The following is a 24382-nucleotide window of genomic DNA, read 5'->3' on the forward strand; positions in this document are numbered from 1 at the left end:
GGGCAAGCCCGGCTTTTTCATCTCTGCGTCCGTTAGCGCTGCGGCCCTGCCGCCACCAGCGCGGCGCCCGCTGGCGTATCGGTATACTTCTCAAAGTTCTCAATAAACAGCTTCGCCAGCTGGTCGGCTTTTTCCTGCCACTGCTCCGGGGAACCATAGGTGCTGCGCGGATCGAGGATCTGGGTATCCACGCCCGGGAGCGCCGTCGGGATCTGCAGATTAAACATCGGCAGGGTAAAGGTCTCCGCGTTGTCCAGCGAGCCATTGAGGATGGCGTCGATGATGGCGCGGGTATCTTTAATCGAGATGCGCTTGCCGGTGCCGTTCCAGCCGGTATTGACCAGATAAGCCTGCGCGCCAGCCGCCTGCATACGTTTGACCAGCACTTCGGCGTACTGCGTCGGGTGCAGCGACAGGAAGGCGGCGCCGAAGCAGGCGGAGAAGGTTGGCGTGGGTTCGGTCACGCCGCGCTCGGTGCCGGCCAGTTTGGCGGTAAACCCGGACAGGAAATGGTACTGCGTCTGATCGGCGGTCAGGCGGGAGACCGGCGGCAGTACGCCGAACGCATCGGCCGTCAGGAAGATCACTTTGGTGGCGTGACCCGCTTTGGAGACCGGTTTGACGATATTATCGATATGGTCGATGGGGTAGGAGACGCGGGTGTTTTCGGTTTTTGAACCGTCATCGAAATCGATCGTGCCGTCGGCGCGCACCACCACGTTTTCCAGCAGGGCGTTGCGGCGGATGGCGTGATAGATATCCGGCTCGGCCGCTTCAGAGAGCTTGATGGTCTTGGCGTAGCAGCCCCCTTCGAAGTTAAACACCCCATCGTCATCCCAGCCATGTTCGTCATCGCCAATCAGGCGGCGTTTCGGATCGGTGGAAAGGGTGGTTTTGCCGGTGCCTGAGAGGCCGAAGAAAATGGCGACATCGCCTTTCTCGCCGACGTTGGCAGAACAGTGCATGGAGGCGATGCCCTTCAGCGGCAGCAGGTAGTTCATGATCGAGAACATCCCTTTCTTCATTTCGCCACCGTACCAGGTGCCGCCGATCAGCTGAATGCGCTCGGTGAGGTTGAAAGCGATGAAGTTTTCCGAGTTCAGGCCCTGCTCTTTCCACTGCGGGTTGGTGCACTTCGCACCGTTCATCACGATGAAGTCGGGCGCGAATTCCGCCAGCTCTTCGTCGCTCGGGCGAATGAACATGTTCTTCACGAAGTGCGCCTGCCAGGCCACTTCGGTAATGAAACGTACGCTGAGACGGGTATCGGCGTTAGCGCCGCAGAAGGCGTCGACGATAAACAGGCGTTTACCGGACAGCTGCTGTGTCACCAGCCCTTTCAGATGCTGCCAGGTTTCCTGCGAAAGCGGCTTGTTGTCGTTTTTACCCTTGCCTTTATCAGACCACCAGACGGTATCGCGGGTGGTGTCGTCGCGCACGAGGTACTTATCTTTCGGAGAACGACCGGTAAAAATGCCCGTGTCGACGGCGATAGCACCCAGACTGGTTAATACGCCACGTTCGTAGCCTTCCAGGTTGGGGTCGAGCTCTTCCTGAAACAACATGTCGTAGCTGGGGTTGTGGACGATATCCTGAACGTCATTGATACCATAAGCCTTGAGATCCTGCGGGGTTAAACCATGATTAACGCGCATGTCACTGCTCCTTAGCCAAGATGTACTGCTGTAAATTGTAGGGTTTCTTACCGGGTATTGACCGCGACCAGGCTCATAGATTTACGTATCTCGACATTCCGCAGAATGACGAAAAAAACGGTGACTCCTGTCACGAAGTGAAGTGGATTATCTCAGGAAATGACCGGATGGTGGGGTTAGATGTTTCTCAATGGTTAAAAAGTAATTAAAAAAACTGCTGAAATGTGAATGTAATCGCTTTCCTGGAATAAAATTACGTAACTCTTTCAGCGAGAATCGATTCAACTCGTGAATAAATAAAAGTCAGGCACCGGCGACAAACCACATCGCCGCCCGGCGCCTGAAGAAGAAGTGAGGATTAATGGACCTGCGGGTCGGCCGGAGAGGCGTTGTTACGGATCTCGGCGATGTCCATGGCGTTGAAGATATAGTGGTTACCGCAGTAGTCGCAGTGCATATCAATCTCGCCTTCGTCGGCAAGGATGCTATCTATCTCTTCGTCCGGCAGCGTCTTCAGCGCGCCGGCGCAGCGTTCGCGGGAGCAGGTGCACTTGAACTCCACGCTCTGCGGATCGTAGACCGTGACTTCTTCTTCATGGTACAGACGCCACAGCACATCGTTCGCCGGCAGGGTGAACAGCTCTTCCGCCTTGATGGTCTCGGTGAGCGTCGCCAGGTGCTCAAAGTCGGCAGTCTGGGCATCCTGGGCCGGCATCACCTGCAGCAGCATCCCGCCCGCCATCGGCTGGCCTTCATGTTCGCCGGTGCGGATGATAAGGCGCGTCGGCAGCTGCTCTGAACGCTGGAAGTAATCTTCCAGGCAGGCGGCCAGCGTATCGCCTTCCAGACCGACCACGCCCTGATAGCGCTCACCCTCTTCCGGGGAGATGGTAATGACCAGATAACCGTTGCCGACCATCGCTTTCAGATCCGCATCGTCCGCAATCTCGCCCTGCACGCGCGCGACGCCGCGCAGCTGCTGCTGGTTATTGCCGTTGATCACCGCCAGCTGTAAAGGCCCATCGCCCTGCAGCTGCACGGTAATGTCGCCGGCAAACTTCAGGGTCGCAGTCAGCAGACTGGTGGCGACCAGCAGCTCCGCCAGCACCGTTTTCACCGGCTGGGGATAAGTGTGATTCGCCAGAATCTGTTCCAGGGTTTCCGACACCGTCACCAGCTCGCCGCGCACGGCATAGTTTTCAAACAGATAACGATGTAATTGATCGTGTTGAGTCATAATCATCTCTCTTTCTGGCGCGAGTTACTCACTCTCGCCGTGTTTAAATCTCATCAGGTCGCGGCGCTCTTTCTTGTCCGGACGTCTGTCAGGGTGCGGCATGGTCAGGGCGTTCATTTTGCGCGCCAGGGCCATTTTTTCACGCTTCTCGATACTCTCCGCCGTCTCTTCATACAGGGTGACGGCTTCGCTTGCCGGGCGGCGCTGCTCGGTGATACCGACGATGCGCACCGTCCGCTCGTCGTTGCCCTGACGCAGCGTCAGCATGGCGTCCAGTTCGACGATTTTCCCTGGTTTGCTGCGTTGTCCGTTGTAATGCACCTTGCCGCCTTCAATCATCTCCCGCGCCAGCGCGCGGGTCTTGTAAAAGCGGGCGGCCCAAAGCCATTTATCCAGTCTGACGGTTGCGGCAGGCTTCTCTTTCATCGCCTCTCCTTCGGGGTAAGCGAAGGGATCAGTCGTCGGTAATCATTCAGCCCCGGATGGCGCAGATACTGCTTTTCCGCCAGCCCGGAGTCGGGATTGGTAATGCCCAGGCAGTAGCGAATGCCAAACTCCCTCGCGGCATCCAAAATCGCCTCGCTGTCGTCGACAAACAGCGTTTTATGCGCCTCAAGGCCGGTTTCCTCCGCCACGGCGCGCCACAGACGCTGATCCTCTTTCGGATAACCAAATGTGTGGGTGGAAAGTAATAAATCAAGGTGCGCATCCAGGCCGGTGTGTTTGAGTTTCACCGCCAGATTGTGGGGATGGGCATTGGTCAACAGAATACGTCGCTTACCGCTGGCCTTGAGCGCATCAAGGAACGGCACGGTATCCTCACGCAGCGCGGCGCGCGGACCCTGTTCGCTGGTCATCGCACAAATATCCAAACCCAGGCGCTCGCTCCAGTAATCCAGACAGTACCAGTTTAGCGTATGCTGCACGGCATGATACTCCTGGTGCATGGCCTCTTTCGCCTGTTGCAGATTGAGGCCGCGGGCGGCCCCCCAGGTTTCCGGCACCAGCGTTTGCCAGAAATAGTTATCGAAAGCGAGATCCAGGAGCGTGCCGTCCATATCCAGCAGAACGGTATCGACCTCCTGCCAGGCGATATCAAAATGCATGATGACTCTCCAGCGAGCGGGAAATGGGCGACAGGGTATCACACCCTGCCGCCGGGGAAATTAATCTTGCGGGTCAGACGAGGGGAGCAGCACCGGGTTCAGGCAGCTTTCGTAATATTTCTGAATCTCTTCCATACGCTGGCGATGGCGTTGATAACGACGCAGCGCCTGCACGCCGTGGTAAGCCATGCATCCCACCATCGACAGCAGCAGCAGGGTGATGCCCAGATAGCGCCACAGGCCGCTGCGGTCGGGAATGCGGTGCAGGTTGATATGCTGGGTGCCGTTGGCGTCAGTAAACAGATTGGTGACGATCCCTTCGGCATGGAAGGGGGTATGCATCAGCATACCGGCCAGCCGCCGCAGTTCGCCCCACTGCTCATGCGCCGGGTAATCATACAGGCTTACCGCCGGCCACGGCTGATTGACCAGCACGCTGCCCTCGTCGCTGGCGATAAGGAAGCCGCCCGGGGCCGGGCTGTTGAGCGCCTGCGCCGCTCGCGAGGTTTCACGCATTACAAAGGGGGCGGTTGAGGTGGTCACCAGATTCTCCAGCGACTCGGCGCTGACTGGCCGCAGGAGCACGTTCACGCCATCCAGTTTCCCGGCGGACGCGCGCTTGATTAACGTCTCCCAGTTACGGGTATTGCCGAGATTAACCAGCGCGTTCTTCAGGCGCAGGCAATCATCGGCAGCCGAACAGAGATCGTTGGTTTTCTGAACGATATCGCCGAAATCATCCAGCAGCACCATGCCAGATTTTTGAATGGCGGAGCGCAGTGCCGGGCTGACGCGGGAGTCGTCGTCGGTTTCCGGGTGCAGCTGACGCTGGACGGACTCCATCAGGGCGGTCGCTTTGCTGACAATGTCAGACTCCGGCAGCGGCAGAGGAGGGGCATCGTTCCACACAATCTGCGAACAATCGAAAGGCAGGAACGGCGAATCCTCTTTGGCCGTCCAACTGCCCGGCGTGCGGATGTTGCACATCCCGGTACCGGTCAGGCGCAGCGTATCGCCAATGCGCACATGGGCCTTTTCCAGCTGGCTGACGGTCGTGGCTTCAATCGTCTGCGCCCCCTTCAGCCACGACAGGGTGAACTTAAACGGCATATTCAGCGGTACGCTGGCCCATAGCATGATCACCACCACAAGAGCGCCGGCGGCGATAATCGCGCTGCGCAGCCAGTACTGCAGCGGGAAATTTTTCACTTCATCATGAAGCGACAAGTAGCGTCCCTGACGGGCCACATGGCGGTTGAGATAGATATCAATATCGGTCTGCTGTCCGAGGTCCTGGGCGATCCAGGGCTGCCAGTGGCGCGGATAGATGAGATCGATAATGCCCAGCGAGATATTATTGATATGTTCCTGATCGTTTTCGCCGAACAGCCCCCAGCGCTTCGGGACGCCGCGCAGGCAGTGGATTTCGCGCAGCGCGGCGCGGCGCGGCGGGGCATAGATCCCCCACAGACCGGCGGCGAGCAGCAGCAAACCGGCGGCCACCAGCCACGGGGTAAAGACGGCTGGCCCAATCAGGCTGAAATAAAAGACCAGGAAAGAGGCGACGATCAGGATCGCTTCCCGCAGACCGTCCGGGCGATTCAGGGCGTGCTCTTCCGGGCTTTCCCGCCGGATCTGCCGCAGCTCTACCTGTTCGCTCTCTTCGCCGCGAATCGAGGCCTGGGTGGCCGAGGCGCGTTCCAGAGCGTAGCTTTGCGCTTCCTGACGATAGTCGCTCAGGGTATGACCGTTAAGGGTGATAACCAGCGGCAGGCTGTCGGTGGGGATCAGCTCGACGCTGTTTTCATCGTTGATATGCTGTTCCCAGAACGGCGGCAGATGTACCTCCACCGAATCGAGAAAATAGCGCCATTTATTCGGCGCGTCGGTGGTGATCCCGTAGCGGGTGATGGCTCGCGTCAACCCATAGACGGTATCGCTCTGTTCGTTTAGCGCCAGAGCGACGGGCGCGCTGGTGGCGCCGGACGCGGGCACCTGCTGGGCGCGGCTCAGTTCGGCAAGATACTTTTCGATGGCCTGGCGCTCATCGGCAGGGAGCGGCCGCGTGGTGGCATCGCTAAAGGCGTGCAGTAGGGGGAGCCGGCGGCGTCTGGCGTGCGTGCGATACCACCATCCAATGAGCAATACGCAGATTAGCAGAGCTGTAAGGAATATCAGAAAGGTGCCCATGCCCATCCCATCATAGTTATATTTTTCTTACGAAATCGTCGGTGAACGTGAAGACTAACGTCAAGCTGCAGTGTTAGCGGCGCACCTGCTTGCAGGGTAGTGAATATGTCATGCAGCAGTGTATAAGCTTACCAAAAACGTTAAAGCGCAGAAATCGGTAAATTCTCAAACAGAATTCAAGCTATTGACTTTTTTATCTTTATTACTTTCACCTTTGCAGGGAAAAGGTTACAACTCTGTAAATAAGTGGCGATTTGGATTGCCGAAAGCGTGTTGCGTATCGCACAATGACTGCTTAATCACAGCATAGACCGATGACAATGAGCAAATCATTACAAAAACCCACCATTCTCAATGTTGAAACTGTCGCCCGTTCGCGTCTCTTTAATGTCGAAAGCGTCGATCTGGAATTCAGCAACGGTGTGCGTCGCGTTTATGAACGTATGCGGCCTTCCACCCGCGAAGCGGTAATGATTGTGCCGATTGTGGATGATCATATTATTTTGATTCGCGAGTATGCCGTCGGGACGGAATCCTACGAGCTGGGCTTCTCCAAAGGGCTGATTGATCCGGGTGAAACCGTGGATGAAGCGGCCAATCGCGAGCTGAAAGAAGAGGTTGGCTTCGGCGCCAATAAGCTGACGTTCCTGAAGAAGCTCAGTATGGCTCCCTCTTACTTCTCCAGCAAAATGAACATCCTGGTGGCGGAAGAGCTCTATCCGGAGTCGCTGCCGGGCGATGAGCCCGAGCCGCTGCCGCAGGTGCGCTGGCCGCTGGCGCAGCTGATGTCGCTGCTGGATGAAGAAGATTTTAACGAGGCCCGCAACGTCAGCGCACTGTTTTTAGTGCGGGAATGGCTGCAGGCCCAGGGGAGACTCTGAACGAGCGTTCACGCTAAGCAGCAATAAAAAAGCGCCCGCAGGCGCTTTTTTTGTCAGAACAGCTCGTGGGTTTCACCGCCGCCGTCCGTCAGGGTGGTGCCCACCTCATGGACCGCCTGCTGCGTGGGCTGGGTACCCTCAATAAAGTATTCCGCCCGGCTGTTGCCCCCGTTCGCCAGCTGACCGGTGCTGCGATCGATATTCACCGTGACGATTCCCGGCGGCGGCGTTAACGGCTCTTCCGCAACGCCTTCCAGCACGCTCTTCATAAAGCTGTCCCAGGCCGGCTGGGCGCTTTTGGCGCCGCCTTCGTAGCCGGAGATCTGATCTTTAATCGCCCCTGACGCGGTGGTCCGGCCAAGATCGCGACGATGATCGTCAAAGCCGATCCAAACCGAGGTCACCACGCCCGGCCCGTAGCCTGAGAACCAGGCGTCCTTCGAGCTGTTGGTGGTTCCGGTTTTGCCGCCGATGTCATGCCGCTGCAGATCCCGTCCGGCGCGCCAGCCGGTTCCCATCCAGCCCGGTTCGCCAAAGATGTTGCTGTTCAGCGCGCTCTTGATCAGGAAGGCCAGCGGGGTATTGATCACATGCGGCGCGTATTCCTGGGCGCCGCTCTGCGCCACCAGTGACTGATTGGCCTGCTCCAGCTGCGGCTGCGGCGGCACGTTGCCATTCTGCGGTTCCGTCGAGGTGGCGACATCTTCCACATCTTTGTTTTCCAGCACATTGGATTTTGGCGTATCGCCGTAAATCACCGGTAAATCACACTGCGGGCAGGCGATTTTCGGGCGCTCTTCGAAGAGGACCCCGCCCTGATCATTCTCAATCTTACTGATAAAGAACGGGTTGACCAGGAAGCCGCCGTTGGCCATCACCGAATACCCGCGGGCGACCTGCAGAGGCGTAAAGGAGGCGGAGCCCAGCGCCAGCGATTCGGTGTGGACAATGTTTTGCGCCGGGAAACCAAAGCGCTGCAGGTACTCGGCGGCATAGTCAACGCCCATGGCGCGCATGGCGCGCACCATTACCACGTTTTTCGACTGCCCCAGGCCCTGGCGTAAACGAATCGGACCGGCATACTGCGGCGGCGAGTTTTTCGGCCGCCAGTCGGAGCCGGCCCCGGCGTCCCAGCGCGAGATTGGCACATCGTTGAGCATGCTGGCCAGAGTTAAGCCTTTATCCATCGCAGCGGTGTAGAGGAACGGCTTGATGTTGGAGCCGACCTGGCGCAGCGCCTGGGTGGCGCGGTTAAACTTGCTCTGGTTAAAGTCAAACCCACCGACAAGGGCAATAATCGCGCCGTTTTGCGGGTTAATGGAGACCAGCGCCGAGTTGACGTCCGGGACCTGCGACAGCCACCAGCTGTCACCCACTTTGCGAACCCAGATCTGCTGCCCGGCCTGCACGACGTCGTTGACTTTACGCGGAGTCGCTCCCTGCTGCGTATCGGAGATAAAGCGACGAGCCCAGCGCACGCCGTCCATCGTCAGTGAAACGGAGTCGCCGTTAGCCAACAGCGCGACGGCCTCCTGGGCAGTCGCGGAGGTGACCACCGCAGGAGAAAGCGGGCCTAAGCCAGGCTGGCGCTTCAGGACGTCGACGATCTTTTTCGCCTCCCACGGCGTTTCGCCGACCTTCCACAGCACGCTGGCCGGGCCGCGGTAGCCGTGACGCATATCGTAATCCAGCACGTTATTGCGGACCGCCTGCTGGGCCGCCTGCTGGTTTTTGCGGGTAATCGTGGTGTACACCCGGTAGCCATCTTCATAGGCCTGCTCGCCATAGCGATTCACCATCTCCTGGCGCACCATTTCGCTCAGATAAGGCGCTGAGAAGGCGATTTTCGGCGCGTGGTAGCTGGCGTCGATGGGTTCGCTGCGCGCTTCATCGTATTGCGCCTGGGTGATGTACCCCTCGCTCAGCATACGCGACAGCACCACGTTGCGACGGGCTGTGGCGCGATCCATCGAATAGAGCGGGTTAAAGGTGGACGGGGCTTTCGGCAGACCGGCAATCACCGCCATTTCGCTGAGGGTCAGCTGGTCGATAGGTTTGCCAAAATAGACCTGCGCCGCGGCGCCGACGCCATAGGCGCGGTAGCCGAGGTAAATCTTGTTCAGATACAGCTCAAGGATTTCATCTTTGTTCAGCAGTTGCTCGATGCGGATGGCCAGAAAGGCCTCTTTAATCTTACGCATCAACGTCTTCTCGGGGCTGAGGAAGAAGTTACGCGCTAACTGCTGGGTGATGGTGCTGGCGCCCTGCGAGGCGTGGCCTGAGAACATCGCCACGCTGGCGGCGCGGAAAATACCCACCGGATCGACGCCGTGATGCTCATAGAAACGACTGTCTTCGGTGGCGATAAACGCTTTCACCAGCTCGGGGGGAATTTGCTGCAACGTTACAGGGATACGGCGCTTTTCGCCGTACTGCGCAATAAGCTCACCGTCAGCGCTATAGACCTGCATCGGGATCTGCAAACGCACATCCTTCAGGGTTGCGACGTCGGGGAGTTGCGGCTCTATGTATTTGTAGAGGCCAAAAATCGAGCCTGCTCCCAGCAGTACGCAACAGACTGCAAGGATCAATAGATACTTTACGAACTTCACCGGTGTTTTCCCATTTAGTTTTATTTGGGCAGTTTATAAACAAACGCGCGGTAGTATAAAGGCAAGCCAGGTGCATTGATATAGCCGGACAGTTTTGCCGGATAAGGAGATCGTAAGCATGGCTTTCAGAAACTGGCGGATCGGAATGCATATCCAACAGGATAGCGTTGCCATTGTCGCGCTACTGCATGAGCGCTCACACTGGGCACTGCGCCGCTGGTGGCGCATTCCTCTGCCGCCAGGTCTGGTGCGGCAGGGGATGGTGGCGGACGTTAGCGCCCTCGGCTCACGGCTGGCCGCCTGGCGGCGGGAGCTACCGGCGCAGCATCAGATCAGTATCGCCTTTCCCGCGGCTCGCACGCTGCAAAAACGCCTGCCTTATCCCCAGTTTGCCCTGCGAGAGCGGGAACAGGCGACGTGGATAGCCAGCGCCATGACCCAACAGCTGGCGATGCCCGCCTCCTCTCTATGTATTGATTATGCGCCCACCTCGCGGGATGACGGCTGGCAGGTGACGGCGGCGCAGCGGCTGGATATCAATGTTCTGCGGGAGCTGGCAGGGCGGCTGCGGCTGCGGGTGGCGGCCATCGTACCGGATGCCAGCGCGCTCGGCGCCTTTTTCCCCTGGGTGACGGCAGCAGAGCAAGGCCTGGCGTGGCGGGATGAAAAGCACTGGCTATGGGCGACCCAGGAGGCCTGGGGCTGTGACGCCTGCGATGCGATAGGGTCCTTAAGCCAGCTGGCGGGGCAACTTCAGGTTCCTTTGCGCCTGTGCGCTGATGCGGGCGACGAGGGCAGTCGTTTTGATGTCTGGCAGGTGGTTCACCGCCGGCAGCCTCCGCTGCCAGCCGACGGCGATCGCTACGCCATTGCCCTTGGGCTGGCGCTGGGAGGTGGGCGCCATGACGTATGTCGTTAATCTTCTCCCCTGGCGTGACCTGCGTCGCCGCCAGCGCCTGCGCTACGCCCTGTTGTTAGCCACCGGTATCGTGCTGCTGGTGGGGACGACCCTACAGGCGGGACGAACAGCGGGTCTACAGCGCGACGCCCTGGCGAGGATCCACACGACAGCCGACGCAGCGTTGCTCGCCTCGCTCAAACAGCGCGAACAGGCGATGCGCGAGGCATGGCAGCAGCATCAACGCCAGCGCGAGCAGCGCCAGCGCAGATCGACGATCGCCGCCTGGCAACCCCGACTAATGGCGCTCGCGGCAGGCCTGCCCGCTCAGGCATGGCTGACGCGGCTGGAGTACCAGGGGGCGCGCCTGACGCTGGATGGTCTGGCCCTCAACCTGCAGGCGCTGGCCCGGGTGGAGGCTGCTCTGGCCAGCGTCGCGGGATTCGCGCCGGCTAAAGCCGGCGGAACGCAGCGCGACGCCGAGGGGCGCTGGCGGTTCAGTTTTACCCTGTCGGGAGCGCGCGCCGATGCGGATTAACACCCGGCGCACCCGGGCGGGGCTGTTGATCTTGCTCGCGATGGGGCTGATGGGGGGCGGCGTGGCGCTCTGGCGCGATACCCGCCCGCCGCTGGCGGCGCTGTCCCGCGATGGCGCTCTGCAAACGCAGTGGCGGCGGATCATGGCGCTGCGCATCCCCGCCGGTGAAAGTTCCGGGGAACGCATCGACAAGCAGCCGTTCTCGCCCATCGCCATTCCGCTCGCCGGCGCGAAGCTAATCGCCTGGCATCCGCAGGGGAGCGGCGGTGAGATGGCGCTGGCTCTCCCCTGGCCGACGGTACCCGCCCTGTTCTCATGGCTGGCGCGCTGCGGGATGAACCCGCGTTCGTTCTCGCTGGAGCGCGAGGGGCAGGCGCTGCGCATGCGGCTGCAGCTGGAGGCGGAAGATGGGCGGTAAATGCTGGATTTTGCTGTGGTTGCCGCTGTCGCTGCTGGCGGCCGGGCGCGATCCTTTCCTGCCGGTTGAAGATCCTTGCCGCACGGCGCAGCTGTCGCAATGGCGCTATGGCGGCGCGGCCGGCGATGGCGCAGGCTGGACGGGGTTTTTGCAGGACGGAAGCGGTATGTGGCGACGGGTACGCCTGGATGAGCAATTGCCTACGGGCTGGCGGGTGAGTCGGCTGACGGCCGGCGAGCTGGACATCGTCACGCCCCCGGGATGTGAACCTCCAGCGTGGCGCTGGCAACGTGAAGGAAAACAAGATGATGCGATGGATAAGCCTGCTGCTTCTGCTGCTACCGCTGGCGGTGGTCGCCGCGCGAAATGACAAGCCGGTTTCGCTGGTCGTTGACGACGCGCCAGTGGCCCAGGTGCTGCAAGCCCTGGCCGAAATGAACCATAAGAACCTCGTTGTCGCACCGGACGTCAGCGGCACGCTCTCCCTGCGCCTGCAGAAGGTCCCCTGGACCCAGGCGCTGCGGGCAGTGGCGGATAGCGCAGGTCTCTCTTTGCAACAGCAGGGGACGGTCATCTACGCGCATACGCAGGCCTGGCAAAAGGCCAATCTGGCGCAGCGCGAAGCTGAACAGGCGAAACGTCTGCAGAACCTGCCGCTGCTGGCGGAGAGCGTGACGCTGCACTATGCCGATGCCGAGGAGTTGGCTAAAAGCGGCGGTAAGTTGCTTAGCGCCCGGGGCAACCTGATGGCGGACAAGCGGACCAATCGGCTGCTGATCCGCGATGATGCGCGGCATCTGCCGGCGCTGAAGGCCTGGGCGCAGGAGATGGATCTGCCGGTCGGACAGGTGGAGCTGGCCGCCCATATCGTGTCGATGAGCGAAACCAGCCTGCGTGAACTGGGGGTGAAGTGGCGGCTGGCGGAGGCTGAAAGCACCCCGGGATCCGGGCACATCACCACCCTAAGCAGCGATGTGTCGGTCAACGATGCCAGCACCCGCGCAGGCTTTAACATCGGCAAAATTAACGGGCGCTTGCTTGAGCTGGAGCTTTCCGCGCTGGAGCGCAAGCAGCAGGTCGAGATTATCGCCAGTCCTCGTTTGCTCGCCTCCCATATGCAGCCCGCCAGCATCAAGCAGGGGAGCGAGATCCCCTATCAGGTCTCCAGCGGTGAAAGCGGCGCCACGTCGGTGGAGTTTAAAGAGGCGGTGCTGGGCATGGAGGTGACGCCGACGGTGCTGCAGCAGGGGAGAGTGCGGTTGAAGCTGCGAATAAGCGAGAACACGCCAGGCCAGGTGCTGAAGCAGGATAACGGCGAGGCGCTGGCCATTGATAAACAGGAGATCGAGACCCTGGTTGAAGTCCGCAGCGGCGAGACCCTGGCGTTGGGCGGCATCTTTTCGCAGAAAAACAAAACCGCCCGCGACAGCGTCCCGCTGCTTGGCGATATCCCGGTACTGGGGCGTCTGTTTCGCCGCGACGGGAAAGATAATGAACGCCGTGAACTGGTTGTCTTTATTACGCCACGGATTCTGGCAGTACGTTAAGCAGGTTTTTCATGCTAAACACGTTTCAGGTGTTTGACGTGAGGACGGATTTAGCATACAAGGGGTACCGATTTGAGAGTCGGGTACGACATCAATCCTCCCTTTATTGTCCGGCGATTTTATTCAGTTGCCAAACCAGCCGGAGTATTGAGATAATTTTTAGTCTGACTCTCGCTCTATTGCATATGAGGTTTCAGTTCATGCCCTGCGGCGCTGGGTGTCTGCGAAGCGGGTTTATCATTAACGAATAGTCTTAGTAGTACCGAAAAAATGGCAGAGAAACGCAATATCTTTCTGGTTGGGCCTATGGGTGCCGGCAAAAGCACTATTGGGCGCCAGTTAGCCCAACAGCTCAACATGGAATTTTACGATTCTGATCAAGAGATTGAGAAACGCACTGGCGCTGATGTGGGCTGGGTCTTCGATGTTGAAGGCGAAGAAGGCTTCCGCGACCGTGAAGAAAAAATTATCAATGAGTTGACGGAAAAACAGGGGATTGTGCTGGCGACTGGCGGCGGCTCTGTAAAATCCCGTGAAACGCGTAACCGTCTCTCCGCCCGCGGCGTGGTGGTCTACCTGGAAACAACGATCGAGAAGCAGTTGGCCCGTACGCAGCGCGATAAAAAGCGTCCTTTGCTACAAGTCGATGCGCCGCCTCGTGAAGTACTGGAAGCGCTGGCTGACGAGCGTAATCCGCTGTATGAAGAGATCGCCGATGTGACTATCCGCACAGACGATCAGAGTGCGAAAGTCGTCGCGAACCAGATTATTCATATGCTGGAAAGCAACTGATTCTGGCTTAATAAAAGTGCGTCAGAGTAAAAGTCATTGAGGTGGATGTCGCGTTATGGAGAGGCTTACTGTTACCCTCGGGGAACGTAGTTACCCGATTACCATCGCGGCTGGTTTGTTTAACGATCCAGCTTCCTTCCTGCCACTCAAGTCGGGCGACCAGGCTATGCTGGTCACCAACGAAACGCTGGCGCCGCTTTATCTGGATACCGTCCGCTCTGCGCTGGAGCAGGCAGGGGTCAACGTTGACAGCGTGATCCTGCCCGACGGCGAGCAGTATAAAAGCCTGGCGGTGATGGATACCGTATTTACCGCGCTGTTACAAAAACCCCATGGCCGCGACACCACGCTGGTGGCGCTCGGCGGCGGTGTTATCGGTGATTTAACCGGTTTCGCCGCGGCAAGCTATCAGCGCGGCGTGCGTTTTATCCAGGTCCCTACCACCTTGCTGTCGCAGGTCGACTCGTCGGTCGGCGGCAAAACCGCAGTGAACCACCCTCTCGGCAAAAACATGATTGGCGCCTTCTGGCAGCCGGTTTCCGTGGTGGTTGATCTTAACTGTCTGAAGACGCTTCCGAAGCGCGAACTCGCTTCCGGACTGGCTGAGGTCATCAAGTATGGGGTGATCCTCGACGGCGCATTCTTCAGCTGGCTGGAAAACAACATTGATGCCCTGCTGGCGCTGGATGAAAAGGCCATGGCGTACTGCATTCGCCGTTGCTGTGAGCTGAAAGCGGAAGTTGTGGCTGCCGACGAGCGTGAAACCGGGTTACGTGCTTTACTCAATCTTGGACATACCTTCGGCCATGCTATCGAGGCGGAAATGGGCTACGGTAACTGGCTGCACGGCGAAGCGGTGGCGGCAGGTATGGTGATGGCGGCGCATACGTCCGAGCGGCTGGGGCAGTTCCGCGCGCAGGATACTCAGCGCCTTATCGATCTGCTCAAGCGTGCAGGCTTACCGGTACGCGGCCCGCAGGAAATGAGTGCGCAGGCGTATTTGCCCCATATGATGCGCGATAAGAAAGTACTGGCTGGCGAAATGCGGCTGGTGCTCCCGCTCGCAATAGGAAGCAGCGAGCTGCGCGGCGGAGTGCCGCATGATGTGGTTCTTGGCGCGATTGCTGATACTCAGCAGGCGCAACAATAAGAAGGTCTGGCCGCGTTCGCGCGGCGTTATCATTTCGGGTGATGTGCAATAATCGTGAGCATAAGCCTTTTAGTGGGGTGTTAAATGGATGATTTCAAACCAGAAGACGATATGAAAGCCGATCGCAACGATCGTCGTGCTGGTCGTTCCCGTCAGTCTTCCGAGCGTGATGCCGATCCGCAGATCAATTTTGACGATGTCGATCTTGATGCCGATGAAGGCCGTCCGACGCGCGCCGGCAAGGCCCGTCGTGAGCGTGAAGAGGAAGAGTTCGAAGAAGAACTGGATGCGGAAGATGAGGAGATGCTCGAAGAGCAGCCTGTAGAGCGTCGTCCGCGTAAGCGTAAAAAAGCGCCGGCGAAACCCGCTTCCCGCCAGTACATCATGATGGGCGTGGGGATTCTGGTGCTGTTGCTGTTAATCGTAGGTATCGGTTCCGCGCTGAAATCGCCATCTTCGTCCAGCCAGCAGACCGCTTCCGGCGAGAAGAGCATTAATCTGTCTGACGACCAGTCCGCCAGCACGCCAGCTGCCGGCCAGGATCAGACAGCCGCCAATACCACCACACAGCAGGACGTCACGGTACCGCCTATTGCCGCGAACCCGACCCAGGGCCAGGCAGCGGCAGAGCCGCAGGGCCAGCAGCGTGTTGAAGTTCAGGGCGATCTGAATAACGCGCTGACCCAGCAGCAGGGCCAGCTGGACGGCGCCGTAGCTAACTCGACGCTGCCAACTGAACCGGCAACCGTCGCGCCGATCCGTAATGGCGCCAGTGGCGCCGCGGCGCCGCGCCAGACGACCGAACGTCAGACGGCGGCAACGCCGCGTCCGGCGGAGCGTAAGCACACCGTCATCGAAGCGAAGCCGCAGCCGAAACCACAGGCGGTGGCGAAAGCGCCGGTAGAAACGAAACCGGTCCAGCCGAAGCATGTTGAAAGCGCGGCCACTACCGCTCCGGCGAAAACGACCGTCAGCGAAAGTAAACCGGCAGCCACCGCGCAGAGCAAACCAGCCACGACCGCGACGACCGCAGCGACAGCCGCAACGGCAGCCGCGGCAGCGCCGGCGGCGAAGAGCGGTAAAACGGCAGGTGACGTCAGCTCGATGAAATCTGCGCCGTCGGGTAACTATACCCTGCAGCTCAGCAGCTCCTCTAACTATGAAAACCTGAATAACTGGGCGAAGAAAGAGAAGCTGGACAGATATGTTGTCTATGAAACGTCGCGTAACGGCCAACCGTGGTACGTGCTGGTGAGCGGTATCTATTCATCGAAAGATGAAGCGAAACGCGCGGTCACCTCGCTGCCGCCGGACGTGCAGGCGAAAAATCCATGGGCAAAACCACTGCATCAGGTTCAGGCTGATCTGAAATAATGCCGTGGGGTAGTCTTAAGCGCAGGATGCTGTCGGAGCTTTCTCCACAGCCGGAGAATGTGTAATTAGTTAGGCAGCATGAAAAAGAATCGCGCTTTTCTAAAGTGGGCAGGGGGGAAGTACCCCCTGCTTGACGATATTAAAAAGCATTTGCCGGAAGGTGAGTGCTTAATCGAGCCCTTTGTGGGCGCCGGGTCGGTATTTCTCAATACCGACTTTTCTCGTTATATCCTCGCGGATATCAACAGTGATTTAATCGGCCTGTACAACATCGTCAAATTGCGCACCGACGAGTATGTCGCTGCCGCCCGCGAGATGTTTACCCCGGAAAACAACGTCGCTGAGCGCTACTACCAGTACCGTGATGAATTCAACCAGAGCCAGGATCCGCTGCGTCGCGCGGTGCTGTTCCTGTATCTGAACCGTCACGGCTACAACGGCCTGTGTCGCTACAATTTGCGCGGCGAATTCAATGTGCCGTTTGGCCGCTATAAGAAGCCCTATTTCCCCGAGGCTGAGCTCTATCATTTTGCCGACAAGGCGCAAAACGCTGAGTTTTACTGCGAATCTTATGAAGAGTGCATGCAGCGTGCGGATAGCCGCACGGTGGTGTATTGCGATCCGCCCTATGCGCCGTTGACGGCGACGGCGAACTTTACCGCCTACCACACCAACAGTTTCAACCTGGAGCAACAGGTGCTGCTGGCGCAAAAGGCGGAATCGCTGATGAAGAAACGGATCCCGGTGCTGATTTCCAACCACCGCACGCCGTTGACGCAGGAGTGGTATAAAAACGCGGCAGAAACGCATATTGTGAAGGTTCGGCGCAGCATCAGCAGCAACGGTGGTACGCGTAAAAAGGTGGACGAGCTCTTAGCGCTCTACCGTCCGCCTAAGACCAAATAAATTTCAAGGAGATGCGGATGAAGCAGTATTTGATTGCCCCTTCGATTCTGTCGGCTGATTTTGCCCGTCTGGGTGAGGATACCGCGAAGGCGCTGGCGGCGGGTGCGGATGTCGTGCACTTCGACGTCATGGACAACCACTACGTGCCGAACCTGACGATTGGCCCGATGGTGCTGAAGTCGCTGCGTAACTACGGTATTACCGCGCCGATCGACGTCCACCTGATGGTGAAGCCGGTCGACCGCATCATTCCTGATTTTGCCGAAGCTGGCGCCAGCATCATCACCTTCCACCCGGAAGCCTCCGAACACGTCGACCGCAGCCTGCAGCTTATCAAAGAGCACGGCTGCAAAGCGGGCCTGGTGTTTAACCCCGCGACGCCGCTGAGCTATCTCGATTACGTGATGGATAAGCTGGACGTGATCCTGCTGATGTCGGTTAACCCGGGCTTTGGCGGCCAGTCCTTTATTCCGCAGACGCTGGATAAACTGCGTGAAGTGCGCCAGCGCATCGATGCGTCCGGCTACGACATTCGCCTGGAAGTGGATGGCGGAGTGAAAGCGAGCAATATCGGCGAAATCGCCGCGGCGGGTGCGGATATGTTCGTTGCCGGTTCGGCGATCTTCGGCCAGCCGGACTACAAGAAAGTCATTGATCACATGCGTAATGAATTAGCGAAGGTAAGTCATGGATAAATTACAGGCGATCCGCGGCATCGCGTTTGATCTCGACGGCACGCTGGTGGACAGCGCGCCGGGTCTGACCGCCGCCGTTGATAACGCCCTCTACGCCCTGGAGCTGCCGGTGGCGGGAGAAGAACGCGTCGTGACCTGGATCGGCAACGGCGCCGATGTTCTGATGGAGCGGGCGCTGACCTGGGCTCGTCAGGAGCGTGCAACGTTACGTGCGGCGATGGGCAAGCCTTCCGTCGACGATCATGATATTCCGCAAGACGAACAGCTGCGCATTTTGCGTAAATTGTTTGACCGCTATTACGCCGAAGCGGCGGAAGAGGGCAGTTTCCTGTTTCCGGCAGTGGCCGATACGCTCGGCGCGCTGCAGGCCAAAGGCCTGCCGCTGGCGCTGGTGACCAATAAGCCGACGCCGTTCGTCGCCCCGCTGCTGGACGCGCTCGATATTGCGAAATATTTTACCGTGGTGATCGGCGGCGATGACGTACAGAACAAAAAGCCGCATCCGGAACCGCTGCTGCTGGTGGCGCAAAAGCTCGGCCTGACGCCGGAGGCGCTGCTGTTCGTCGGCGATTCCCGTAATGATATTCAGGCGGCCAAAGCGGCAGGCTGCTGCTCTGTTGGCCTGACCTACGGCTATAACTATGGCGAACCGCTTGCGTTGAGCGAGCCGGACTATCTCTTCGACCAGTTTAATGAACTCTTACCCGCTCTCGGGTTACCGCACAGTGAAACTCAGGAATTGAAACATGACTAAGCCCATCGTTTTTAGTGGCGCACAGCCCTCAGGTGAACTGACCATTGGCAACTACATGGGTGCGCTGCGTCAGTGGGTAAACATGCAGGACGATTACCACTGCATCTATTGCATCGTGGACCAGCACGCCATCACCGTGCGCCAGGATCCGCAGCAGCTGCGTAAGGCGACGCTGGACACCCTTGCGCTGTATCTGGCCTGCGGCATCGACCCGCAGAAAAGCACTATTTTCGTTCAGTCTCACGTGCCGGAACATGCCCAGTTAGGCTGGGCGCTGAACTGCTACACCTATTTCGGCGAACTGAGCCGCATGACCCAGTTTAAAGACAAGTCCGCGCGCTACGCGGAGAACATCAACGCCGGTCTGTTTGATTATCCGGTACTGATGGCCGCTGACATTCTGCTGTACCAGACCAACCAGGTTCCGGTGGGCGAAGATCAGAAACAGCACCTTGAACTGAGCCGCGATATCGCCCAGCGTTTTAACGCCATCTACGGCGATATTTTTAAAGTGCCTGAGCCGTTTATCCCTAAATCCGGCGCGCGCGTGATGTCGCTGCTGGAGCCGACGAAAAAGATGTCCAAGTCCGACGACAACCGCAACAACGTCATCGGCCTGCTGGAAGACCCGAAATCGGTGGTCAAGAAGATCAAACGTGCGGTCACCGACTCCGACGAGCCGCCGGTGGTGCGCTACGACCTGAAAGAGAAAGCGGGCGTCTCCAACCTGCTGGATATCCTCTCCGCGGTCACCGGGAAAACCATTCCTGAGCTGGAGCAGCATTTCGAAGGCAAAATGTATGGCCACCTGAAAGGCGAAGTCGCCGAAGCGGTATCGGGCATGCTGATTGACCTGCAGGAGCGCTATCACCGTTTCCGTAACGACGAAGCGTTTCTCAATCAGGTGATGAAGGACGGCGCAGAAAAGGCCAGCGCGCGCGCTTCTCAAACCCTGAAAGCGGTATACGAAGCGATTGGCTTTGTCGCCAAGCCGTAAGCGATGCAACAGCTAAAAAGGGCGGGATTATCCCGCCCTTTTTTATGCCTGTCGTTCACGCCGTCAGGCGAAGGTTAATGGTTCGAAAACCAGTTCAGTTTATCCCGCAGACCGACTACGCGGCCGACAATGATCAGCGCCGGGCTGGCCATCTGCTGCGCCAGAATATCCAGCTGTCCTAAGGTGCCGCTGACCACTTTTTGCGTCACGGCGGTGCCGTTCTCGACGATGGCGGCAGGCATATCTTCCGCCATGCCGTGGGCGATAAGCTTCTCGCGGATCGCCGGCGCCTGGTTCAGACCCATGTAGAACACCAGGGTCTGCTTCTCCACCGCCAGGTTCGCCCAGTCCAGCTCGCCGCCGGTTTTCAGATGGCCGGTGACCAGGCGGACGCCCTGGGCGAAATCGCGATGGGTCAACGGGATCCCCGAGTAGGCGGAGCAGCCGGAGGCGGCGGTGATGCCGGGCACAACCGAGAAGGGGATCCCCGCCTCGCAGAGGGTCTCCAGCTCCTCTCCGCCGCGGCCAAAGATAAAGGGATCGCCGCCTTTCAGCCGGACCACGCGTCTTCCTTTTTGCGCTTCGCGCAGCAGGATCTGGTTGATCTCCTCCTGCGGCACGCAGTGATAGCCTGAGCGCTTGCCGACGAACACCCGGTCGGCATCGCGGCGCACCAGATTCATAATGTCGTCGGAGACCAGCCGGTCATAGACCACCACGTCGGCCTGCTGGATCTGCTGCAGGCCCTTGAGCGTGAGCAGCCCGGCGTCACCAGGGCCGGCGCCAACCAGGACGACCTCGCCGCGATGCTCTAACGGCTCGGTCAGCAGCTGCTCGGTGGTATCCGCCACCGCCTGCCGATCGTCATTGGCCAGCGACTGCGCCAGCCGGTCGTTAACGAACAGCTTCTCCCAGAAGCGGCGGCGTTCGCCTACGGTGGCAAACTGCTGCTTCACGCGCGCGCGCAGATGGCCGGCGTAGCGGGCCAGCTGGCCAAGATGCAGGGGTAAGACTGACTCCAGCTTCTCGCGCAACAGGCGCGCCAGCACCGGGGATGTCCCGCCCGAGGAGACGGCGACCATCAGCGGCGAGCGGTCGATAATGGACGGCATGATAAAGCTGGCCTGGCGCGGGGCATCCACCACGTTACAGAAGATACGCCGCGCTTCGGCCGCGTCGCTGACCTGCTGGTTCACCGTCTCATTATCGGTAGCGGCGATGGCCAGCCAGCAGTTGTCCAGCAGCGAGGGGATAAACTCCCCCTGCACCAGGGTTAGCATCTGTGAATCGGCCCACACATGAAACTGCGGGGTAAAGTCGAGCGCATTGACCGTGACGTTTGCGCCAGCATCCAGCAGCAGACGGGCCTTGCGTTCGGCGACATCCCCGCCGCCAACCAGTAAACAATCACGCTGGCGCAACTGGCAGAATATGGGTAAGTGATCCACAGAATAACCTCATAAAAATAAGGGGTAGAAAATGAGTGGTCGTAGAATAGCAGCAAAGGTAATACAAAACATGCGACATATCCCGCACTCATGCGCTGTCGGTCAGAAGTGTTACTTATATCTCCCCCCGTGGCAGGGGGGAGGATGCGGGACTCACGCCTTAAGCTGAACGTGGCCGTCTTTTACCCGGGCGTCGAAACGGGCGATAGAATGGCTGGCATCTTCCATACACAGGCCGTCGCTCAGGCGGAAACGTTGTTTTTTCAGCGGGCTGGCAACCCACAGGGCGCCGTCATGCTCGGCGATAATGCCGCGAGACAGTACGCTGGCGTTAAAGAACGGATCGATGTTGCTGATGGCGAACACCCTGTCGTCATGATAGGGACGGAAGATCGCCACCTGCTGCTGACCGAGCAGGGCGCAGACGCCGGTGGCGGGCAGGATGTCGTCGATGTTGCAGATGTTTACCCACTGGCTCATGCTTTTTCCTCCACCAGAGTAACCGGGATGCGCTCATACGGCGTGGCCGGGCGATGCTGGTCACGTTCCGGCACCACCTGAACGTTCGGGTCGCGCTGGTCGCTGTTGATAAAGTGTTTGAAGCGGGTCTGCGCCGCCGGGTTATTGACGGTCTCGGTCCACTCGCAGGCGAAGGCGGCGCGCAGGCGAGCCAGCTCCTCTTCCAGATGGTCGTTCAGACCGAGCTTGTCATCGATGATGACGCTGCGCAGATAGTCGATCCCGCCTTCCATGTTGTCCAGCCACGGCGCAGTGCGGGTCAGCTTATCGGCGGTGCGGATGTAGAACATCATAAAGCGGTCGAGATACTTAATCAGCGTCTCGCGATCGAGGTCCGCGGCCAGCAGATCGGCGTGGCGCGGCTTCATCCCGCCGTTACCGCACACGTACAGGTTCCAGCCTTTCTCGGTGGCGATGATCCCGACGTCTTTGCCCTGGGCTTCCGCACATTCGCGGGTACAGCCGGAGACGCCGAACTTCATTTTGTGCGGCGTACGGATGCCTTTGTAGCGATTTTCCAGTTCGACGCCGAAGCCGACGCTGTCGCCGACCCCGTAGCGGCACCAGGTGCTGCCGACGCAGGTCTTCGCCATCCGCAGCGCTTTGGCGTAGGCGTGGCCGGTTTCGAAGCCCGCTTCAATCAGCTGCCGCCAGATCTCCGGCAGGTCGTCTTTCTGCGCGCCAAACAGGCCGATGCGCTGGGAACCGGTGATTTTGGTGTACAGATTGAATTCACGAGCGATACGGCCCACGGCGACCAGCCCTTCCGGCGTGATTTCGCCGCCCGCGGAGCGCGGAATGACCGAGTAGGTGCCATCTTTCTGGATATTGGCGAGGAAGTTGTCGTTCGTGTCCTGCAGCGGCGTATGCTGAGGCTTGAGGATGTACTCATTCCAGCAGGAGGCCAGCAGGGAGCCGACGGTCGGTTTACACACTTCACAGCCGTAGCCCTGGCCGTGTTTGGCCAGCAGTTCGTCGAAGGTTTTGATGCCTTCCACGCGGATCAGGTGGAACAGCTCCTGGCGGGAGTAAGCGAAGTGTTCGCACAGGTTGTTGTTGACCTCGATACCCTGTTTCGCCAGCTCGGCGTTGAGCACCTGGGTGACCAACGGGATACAGCCGCCGCAGCCGGTACCGGCCTTGGTTTCCGCTTTCAGCGCCGCGACGGTATGGCAGCCTTTATTGATGGCGGCGATCAGGTCGCCTTTGCTGACGTCGAAGCAGGAGCAGATTTGCGCGCTGTCCGGCAGTTTATCGACGCCGATCGACGGCTTGCCGCTGCCGGCGTGGGCCGGGAGGATCAGCGAATCCGGATTCTCCGGCAACTCGATGGCGTTCAGCACCAGCTGCAGCAGGTTGCCGTAGTCGCTGGTGTCGCCGACCAGCACCGCGCCGAGCAGGGTTTTGTTATCGGCGCTGACGATCAGACGCTTATACACTTCTTTGCTTTCGTCGAGATAGACGTAGCTGCGGGCGCCCGGCGTGCGGCCGTGGGCATCGCCGATACCGCCCACGTCTACACCCAGCAGCTTCAGTTTGGCGCTGAGGTCGGCGCCGGTGAAGCTGTTTTCACTGCCGAGGAGGTGGTCGACGGCCACCTGGGCCATTTTATAACCCGGCGCGACGAGGCCATACACGCGGTTGTTCCAGCTGGCGCATTCGCCGATGGCATAGATATCCGGGTCGGAGGTCTGGCAGCTATCGTTGACCATGATGCCGCCGCGCTGGGCAACCGCCAGTCCGCACTGGGTGGCCAGTTTATCGCGTGGGCGGATCCCGGTAGAGAAGACGATGAAATCGACCTGCAGCTCGCTACCGTCGGCGAAGTGCATGGTTTTGCGCGCCTCGGTGCCCTGCTGAACGATCTCTTTGGTGTTTTTGCTGGTGTGAACTTTCACGCCCATGCTTTCAATTTTGCGCCGCAGCTGCTCGCCGCCCATCTGGTCGAGCTGCTCGGCCATAAGCATCGGCGCGAATTCGATAACATGGGTTTCGACACCGAGGTTTTTCAGGGCGCCTGCGGCTTCCAGGCCGAGCAGGCCGCCGCCGACCACCGCGCCGCGTTTGCTGCGACGGGCGCAGGATTCAATGGCGTTAAGATCTTCAATGGTGCGATAGACGAAGCAATCCTGAGTTTCCGCGCCTTTAATCGGCGGGATCCAGGGGTATGAGCCGGTCGCCATAATCAGCTTGTCGTAGAACACCGTGCGCCCGGCGCTGGAGTGGATCACCTTCTCCTGGCGGTTGATGGTGATGGCCCGTTCGCCGACCAGCACCTTGACGCCGTGTTTCTCATAGAAACCTTCGCGGACCAGCGACAGCTCTTCTGCGGTATGGTGGGAGAAATAAGACGACAGGTGGACACGGTCGTAGGCGATACGCGGTTCTTCACAGAACACGGTAATGTCGAACTGTCCGGCAGGCGCCTTATCGAGAAGCTCTTCGATAAAGCGATGGCCAACCATGCCGTTACCGATAATAGCGATTCTGACTTTGCTCATTTTTGCCTCGATTTCTTTTCTATTACCGCCTACCTTAACGATTCAGCCATCAGGCTTATTGATGCAAATCAATGACAACTTCACCTACCACTTAATGGGTATATAATTGATTTGTCTGTAATTTTCTAAGTTGTGGAAAACGCTGGCTTTTCCTTTTTGCCGAT

At 59.1% G+C, this 24382-nt stretch carries 22 protein-coding genes; 13 read left to right on the forward strand and 9 right to left on the reverse strand.

All coding sequences use genetic code 11. The features are described from left to right. Window positions 1-32 precede the first annotated feature (32 nt). The 5 genes from pckA to ABLX76_RS02940 all read right to left on the reverse strand — a co-directional run bounded on the left by pckA (window position 33) and on the right by ABLX76_RS02940 (window position 6188). Window positions 33-1655 carry a phosphoenolpyruvate carboxykinase (ATP) gene (pckA, locus tag ABLX76_RS02920; RefSeq protein WP_023291202.1) on the reverse strand — a complete coding sequence of 541 codons (1623 nt, stop codon included), beginning with the start codon at window positions 1653-1655 and terminating at the stop codon, window positions 33-35. Between the two features lie 358 nt (window positions 1656-2013). Next, complete coding sequence (gene hslO, locus ABLX76_RS02925) at window positions 2014-2898, reverse strand: Hsp33 family molecular chaperone HslO (protein ID WP_017899960.1); 885 nt, start codon at window positions 2896-2898, stop codon at window positions 2014-2016. An 18-nt stretch (window positions 2899-2916) separates the two neighbouring features. Next, window positions 2917-3318, reverse strand: a complete 402-nt coding sequence (hslR, locus tag ABLX76_RS02930; RefSeq protein ID WP_065883138.1) for a ribosome-associated heat shock protein Hsp15 — start codon at window positions 3316-3318, stop codon at window positions 2917-2919. After that, a complete protein-coding gene (yrfG, locus tag ABLX76_RS02935) occupies window positions 3315-3998 on the reverse strand; it encodes a GMP/IMP nucleotidase (RefSeq protein WP_087848953.1) in 684 nt (227 codons plus the stop codon). Before yrfG ends, hslR begins: the two co-directional genes overlap by 4 nt. A 60-nt stretch (window positions 3999-4058) precedes the next feature. Further along, window positions 4059-6188 (reverse strand): intracellular growth attenuator family protein, encoded by a 2130-nt coding sequence (locus tag ABLX76_RS02940; RefSeq protein ID WP_241515805.1) that lies wholly within the window; start codon window positions 6186-6188, stop codon window positions 4059-4061. 320 nt (window positions 6189-6508) lie between these two features. Between ABLX76_RS02940 and nudE the strand changes: the two genes are divergently transcribed. After that, window positions 6509-7069, forward strand: coding sequence for an ADP compounds hydrolase NudE (gene nudE, locus ABLX76_RS02945; protein ID WP_348873941.1), 561 nt, complete (start codon window positions 6509-6511; stop codon window positions 7067-7069). A gap of 53 nt (window positions 7070-7122) precedes the next feature. On the opposite strand, the gene mrcA is transcribed toward nudE, so the two are convergent. Beyond that, a complete protein-coding gene (gene mrcA, locus ABLX76_RS02950) occupies window positions 7123-9681 on the reverse strand; it encodes a peptidoglycan glycosyltransferase/peptidoglycan DD-transpeptidase MrcA (RefSeq protein ID WP_048298492.1) in 2559 nt (852 codons plus the stop codon). Between the two features lie 118 nt (window positions 9682-9799). Here mrcA and ABLX76_RS02955 point away from each other — a divergent pair, with 118 nt between their 5' ends. The 12 genes from ABLX76_RS02955 to trpS all read left to right on the forward strand — a co-directional run bounded on the left by ABLX76_RS02955 (window position 9800) and on the right by trpS (window position 19750). Beyond that, a complete protein-coding gene (locus tag ABLX76_RS02955; RefSeq protein ID WP_348873943.1) occupies window positions 9800-10600 on the forward strand; it encodes a pilus assembly protein in 801 nt (266 codons plus the stop codon). Beyond that, entirely contained in the window at window positions 10584-11117 is a 534-nt protein-coding gene (locus ABLX76_RS02960; protein ID WP_065883126.1) for a PilN domain-containing protein, read from the forward strand. The genes ABLX76_RS02955 and ABLX76_RS02960 overlap by 17 nt, the downstream gene beginning before the upstream one ends. Then, window positions 11107-11535, forward strand: coding sequence for a pilus assembly protein PilO (locus ABLX76_RS02965; RefSeq protein WP_065883124.1), 429 nt, complete (start codon window positions 11107-11109; stop codon window positions 11533-11535). The genes ABLX76_RS02960 and ABLX76_RS02965 overlap by 11 nt, the downstream gene beginning before the upstream one ends. Beyond that, the gene (locus tag ABLX76_RS02970) at window positions 11525-11905 is read left to right on the forward strand and encodes a HofP DNA utilization family protein (RefSeq protein ID WP_023291194.1); all 381 of its coding nucleotides are present in this window, start codon (window positions 11525-11527) and stop codon (window positions 11903-11905) included. Before ABLX76_RS02965 ends, ABLX76_RS02970 begins: the two co-directional genes overlap by 11 nt. Continuing rightward, entirely contained in the window at window positions 11841-13082 is a 1242-nt protein-coding gene (hofQ, locus tag ABLX76_RS02975) for a DNA uptake porin HofQ (RefSeq protein ID WP_032429004.1), read from the forward strand. Before ABLX76_RS02970 ends, hofQ begins: the two co-directional genes overlap by 65 nt. Window positions 13083-13352: 270 nt before the next feature. Beyond that, entirely contained in the window at window positions 13353-13874 is a 522-nt protein-coding gene (aroK, locus tag ABLX76_RS02980; protein ID WP_002920267.1) for a shikimate kinase AroK, read from the forward strand. Window positions 13875-13929: 55 nt separating this feature from the next. Further along, complete coding sequence (gene aroB / locus ABLX76_RS02985) at window positions 13930-15024, forward strand: 3-dehydroquinate synthase (RefSeq protein ID WP_044524957.1); 1095 nt, start codon at window positions 13930-13932, stop codon at window positions 15022-15024. An 84-nt stretch (window positions 15025-15108) separates the two neighbouring features. Then, window positions 15109-16398 carry a cell division protein DamX gene (damX, locus tag ABLX76_RS02990; RefSeq protein WP_241515810.1) on the forward strand — a complete coding sequence of 430 codons (1290 nt, stop codon included), beginning with the start codon at window positions 15109-15111 and terminating at the stop codon, window positions 16396-16398. Window positions 16399-16476: 78 nt separating this feature from the next. Further along, complete coding sequence (gene dam / locus ABLX76_RS02995; RefSeq protein WP_004202178.1) at window positions 16477-17304, forward strand: adenine-specific DNA-methyltransferase; 828 nt, start codon at window positions 16477-16479, stop codon at window positions 17302-17304. Between the two features lie 17 nt (window positions 17305-17321). Continuing rightward, window positions 17322-17999, forward strand: a complete 678-nt coding sequence (gene rpe / locus ABLX76_RS03000; protein WP_023291190.1) for a ribulose-phosphate 3-epimerase — start codon at window positions 17322-17324, stop codon at window positions 17997-17999. Beyond that, the gene (gene gph / locus ABLX76_RS03005) at window positions 17992-18753 is read left to right on the forward strand and encodes a phosphoglycolate phosphatase (protein WP_023291189.1); all 762 of its coding nucleotides are present in this window, start codon (window positions 17992-17994) and stop codon (window positions 18751-18753) included. Before rpe ends, gph begins: the two co-directional genes overlap by 8 nt. After that, the gene (trpS, locus tag ABLX76_RS03010; RefSeq protein WP_002920253.1) at window positions 18746-19750 is read left to right on the forward strand and encodes a tryptophan--tRNA ligase; all 1005 of its coding nucleotides are present in this window, start codon (window positions 18746-18748) and stop codon (window positions 19748-19750) included. Before gph ends, trpS begins: the two co-directional genes overlap by 8 nt. A gap of 74 nt (window positions 19751-19824) precedes the next feature. On the opposite strand, the gene cysG is transcribed toward trpS, so the two are convergent. The 3 genes from cysG to nirB all read right to left on the reverse strand — a co-directional run bounded on the left by cysG (window position 19825) and on the right by nirB (window position 24218). Next, entirely contained in the window at window positions 19825-21198 is a 1374-nt protein-coding gene (cysG, locus tag ABLX76_RS03015) for a siroheme synthase CysG (RefSeq protein ID WP_023291188.1), read from the reverse strand. A gap of 153 nt (window positions 21199-21351) precedes the next feature. Continuing rightward, complete coding sequence (gene nirD, locus ABLX76_RS03020) at window positions 21352-21678, reverse strand: nitrite reductase small subunit NirD (RefSeq protein WP_023291187.1); 327 nt, start codon at window positions 21676-21678, stop codon at window positions 21352-21354. Next, window positions 21675-24218 (reverse strand): nitrite reductase large subunit NirB, encoded by a 2544-nt coding sequence (nirB, locus tag ABLX76_RS03025; RefSeq protein ID WP_065883118.1) that lies wholly within the window; start codon window positions 24216-24218, stop codon window positions 21675-21677. The genes nirD and nirB overlap by 4 nt, the downstream gene beginning before the upstream one ends. Window positions 24219-24382: the final 164 nt, after the last annotated feature.

The sequence above is a fragment of the Klebsiella sp. JB_Kp004 genome (assembly GCF_040065795.1).
Lineage (GTDB): Bacteria > Pseudomonadota > Gammaproteobacteria > Enterobacterales > Enterobacteriaceae > Klebsiella > Klebsiella quasipneumoniae.

Excerpts from the sequence above, each read along its gene's own strand:
- pckA (WP_023291202.1), bottom strand. The coding sequence starts at position 1,655 with ATGCGCGTTAATCATGGTTTAACCCCGCAGGATCTCAAGGCTTATGGT.
- hslO (WP_017899960.1), bottom strand. The coding sequence starts at position 2,898 with ATGATTATGACTCAACACGATCAATTACATCGTTATCTGTTTGAAAAC.
- hslR (WP_065883138.1), bottom strand. The coding sequence starts at position 3,318 with ATGAAAGAGAAGCCTGCCGCAACCGTCAGACTGGATAAATGGCTTTGG.
- yrfG (WP_087848953.1), bottom strand. The coding sequence starts at position 3,998 with ATGCATTTTGATATCGCCTGGCAGGAGGTCGATACCGTTCTGCTGGAT.
- ABLX76_RS02940 (WP_241515805.1), bottom strand. The coding sequence starts at position 6,188 with ATGGGCACCTTTCTGATATTCCTTACAGCTCTGCTAATCTGCGTATTG.
- nudE (WP_348873941.1), top strand. The coding sequence starts at position 6,509 with ATGAGCAAATCATTACAAAAACCCACCATTCTCAATGTTGAAACTGTC.
- ABLX76_RS02955 (WP_348873943.1), top strand. The coding sequence starts at position 9,800 with ATGGCTTTCAGAAACTGGCGGATCGGAATGCATATCCAACAGGATAGC.
- ABLX76_RS02960 (WP_065883126.1), top strand. The coding sequence starts at position 10,584 with ATGACGTATGTCGTTAATCTTCTCCCCTGGCGTGACCTGCGTCGCCGC.
- ABLX76_RS02965 (WP_065883124.1), top strand. The coding sequence starts at position 11,107 with ATGCGGATTAACACCCGGCGCACCCGGGCGGGGCTGTTGATCTTGCTC.
- ABLX76_RS02970 (WP_023291194.1), top strand. The coding sequence starts at position 11,525 with ATGGGCGGTAAATGCTGGATTTTGCTGTGGTTGCCGCTGTCGCTGCTG.
- hofQ (WP_032429004.1), top strand. The coding sequence starts at position 11,841 with ATGATGCGATGGATAAGCCTGCTGCTTCTGCTGCTACCGCTGGCGGTG.
- aroK (WP_002920267.1), top strand. The coding sequence starts at position 13,353 with ATGGCAGAGAAACGCAATATCTTTCTGGTTGGGCCTATGGGTGCCGGC.
- aroB (WP_044524957.1), top strand. The coding sequence starts at position 13,930 with ATGGAGAGGCTTACTGTTACCCTCGGGGAACGTAGTTACCCGATTACC.
- damX (WP_241515810.1), top strand. The coding sequence starts at position 15,109 with ATGGATGATTTCAAACCAGAAGACGATATGAAAGCCGATCGCAACGAT.
- dam (WP_004202178.1), top strand. The coding sequence starts at position 16,477 with ATGAAAAAGAATCGCGCTTTTCTAAAGTGGGCAGGGGGGAAGTACCCC.
- rpe (WP_023291190.1), top strand. The coding sequence starts at position 17,322 with ATGAAGCAGTATTTGATTGCCCCTTCGATTCTGTCGGCTGATTTTGCC.
- gph (WP_023291189.1), top strand. The coding sequence starts at position 17,992 with ATGGATAAATTACAGGCGATCCGCGGCATCGCGTTTGATCTCGACGGC.
- trpS (WP_002920253.1), top strand. The coding sequence starts at position 18,746 with ATGACTAAGCCCATCGTTTTTAGTGGCGCACAGCCCTCAGGTGAACTG.
- nirD (WP_023291187.1), bottom strand. The coding sequence starts at position 21,678 with ATGAGCCAGTGGGTAAACATCTGCAACATCGACGACATCCTGCCCGCC.
- nirB (WP_065883118.1), bottom strand. The coding sequence starts at position 24,218 with ATGAGCAAAGTCAGAATCGCTATTATCGGTAACGGCATGGTTGGCCAT.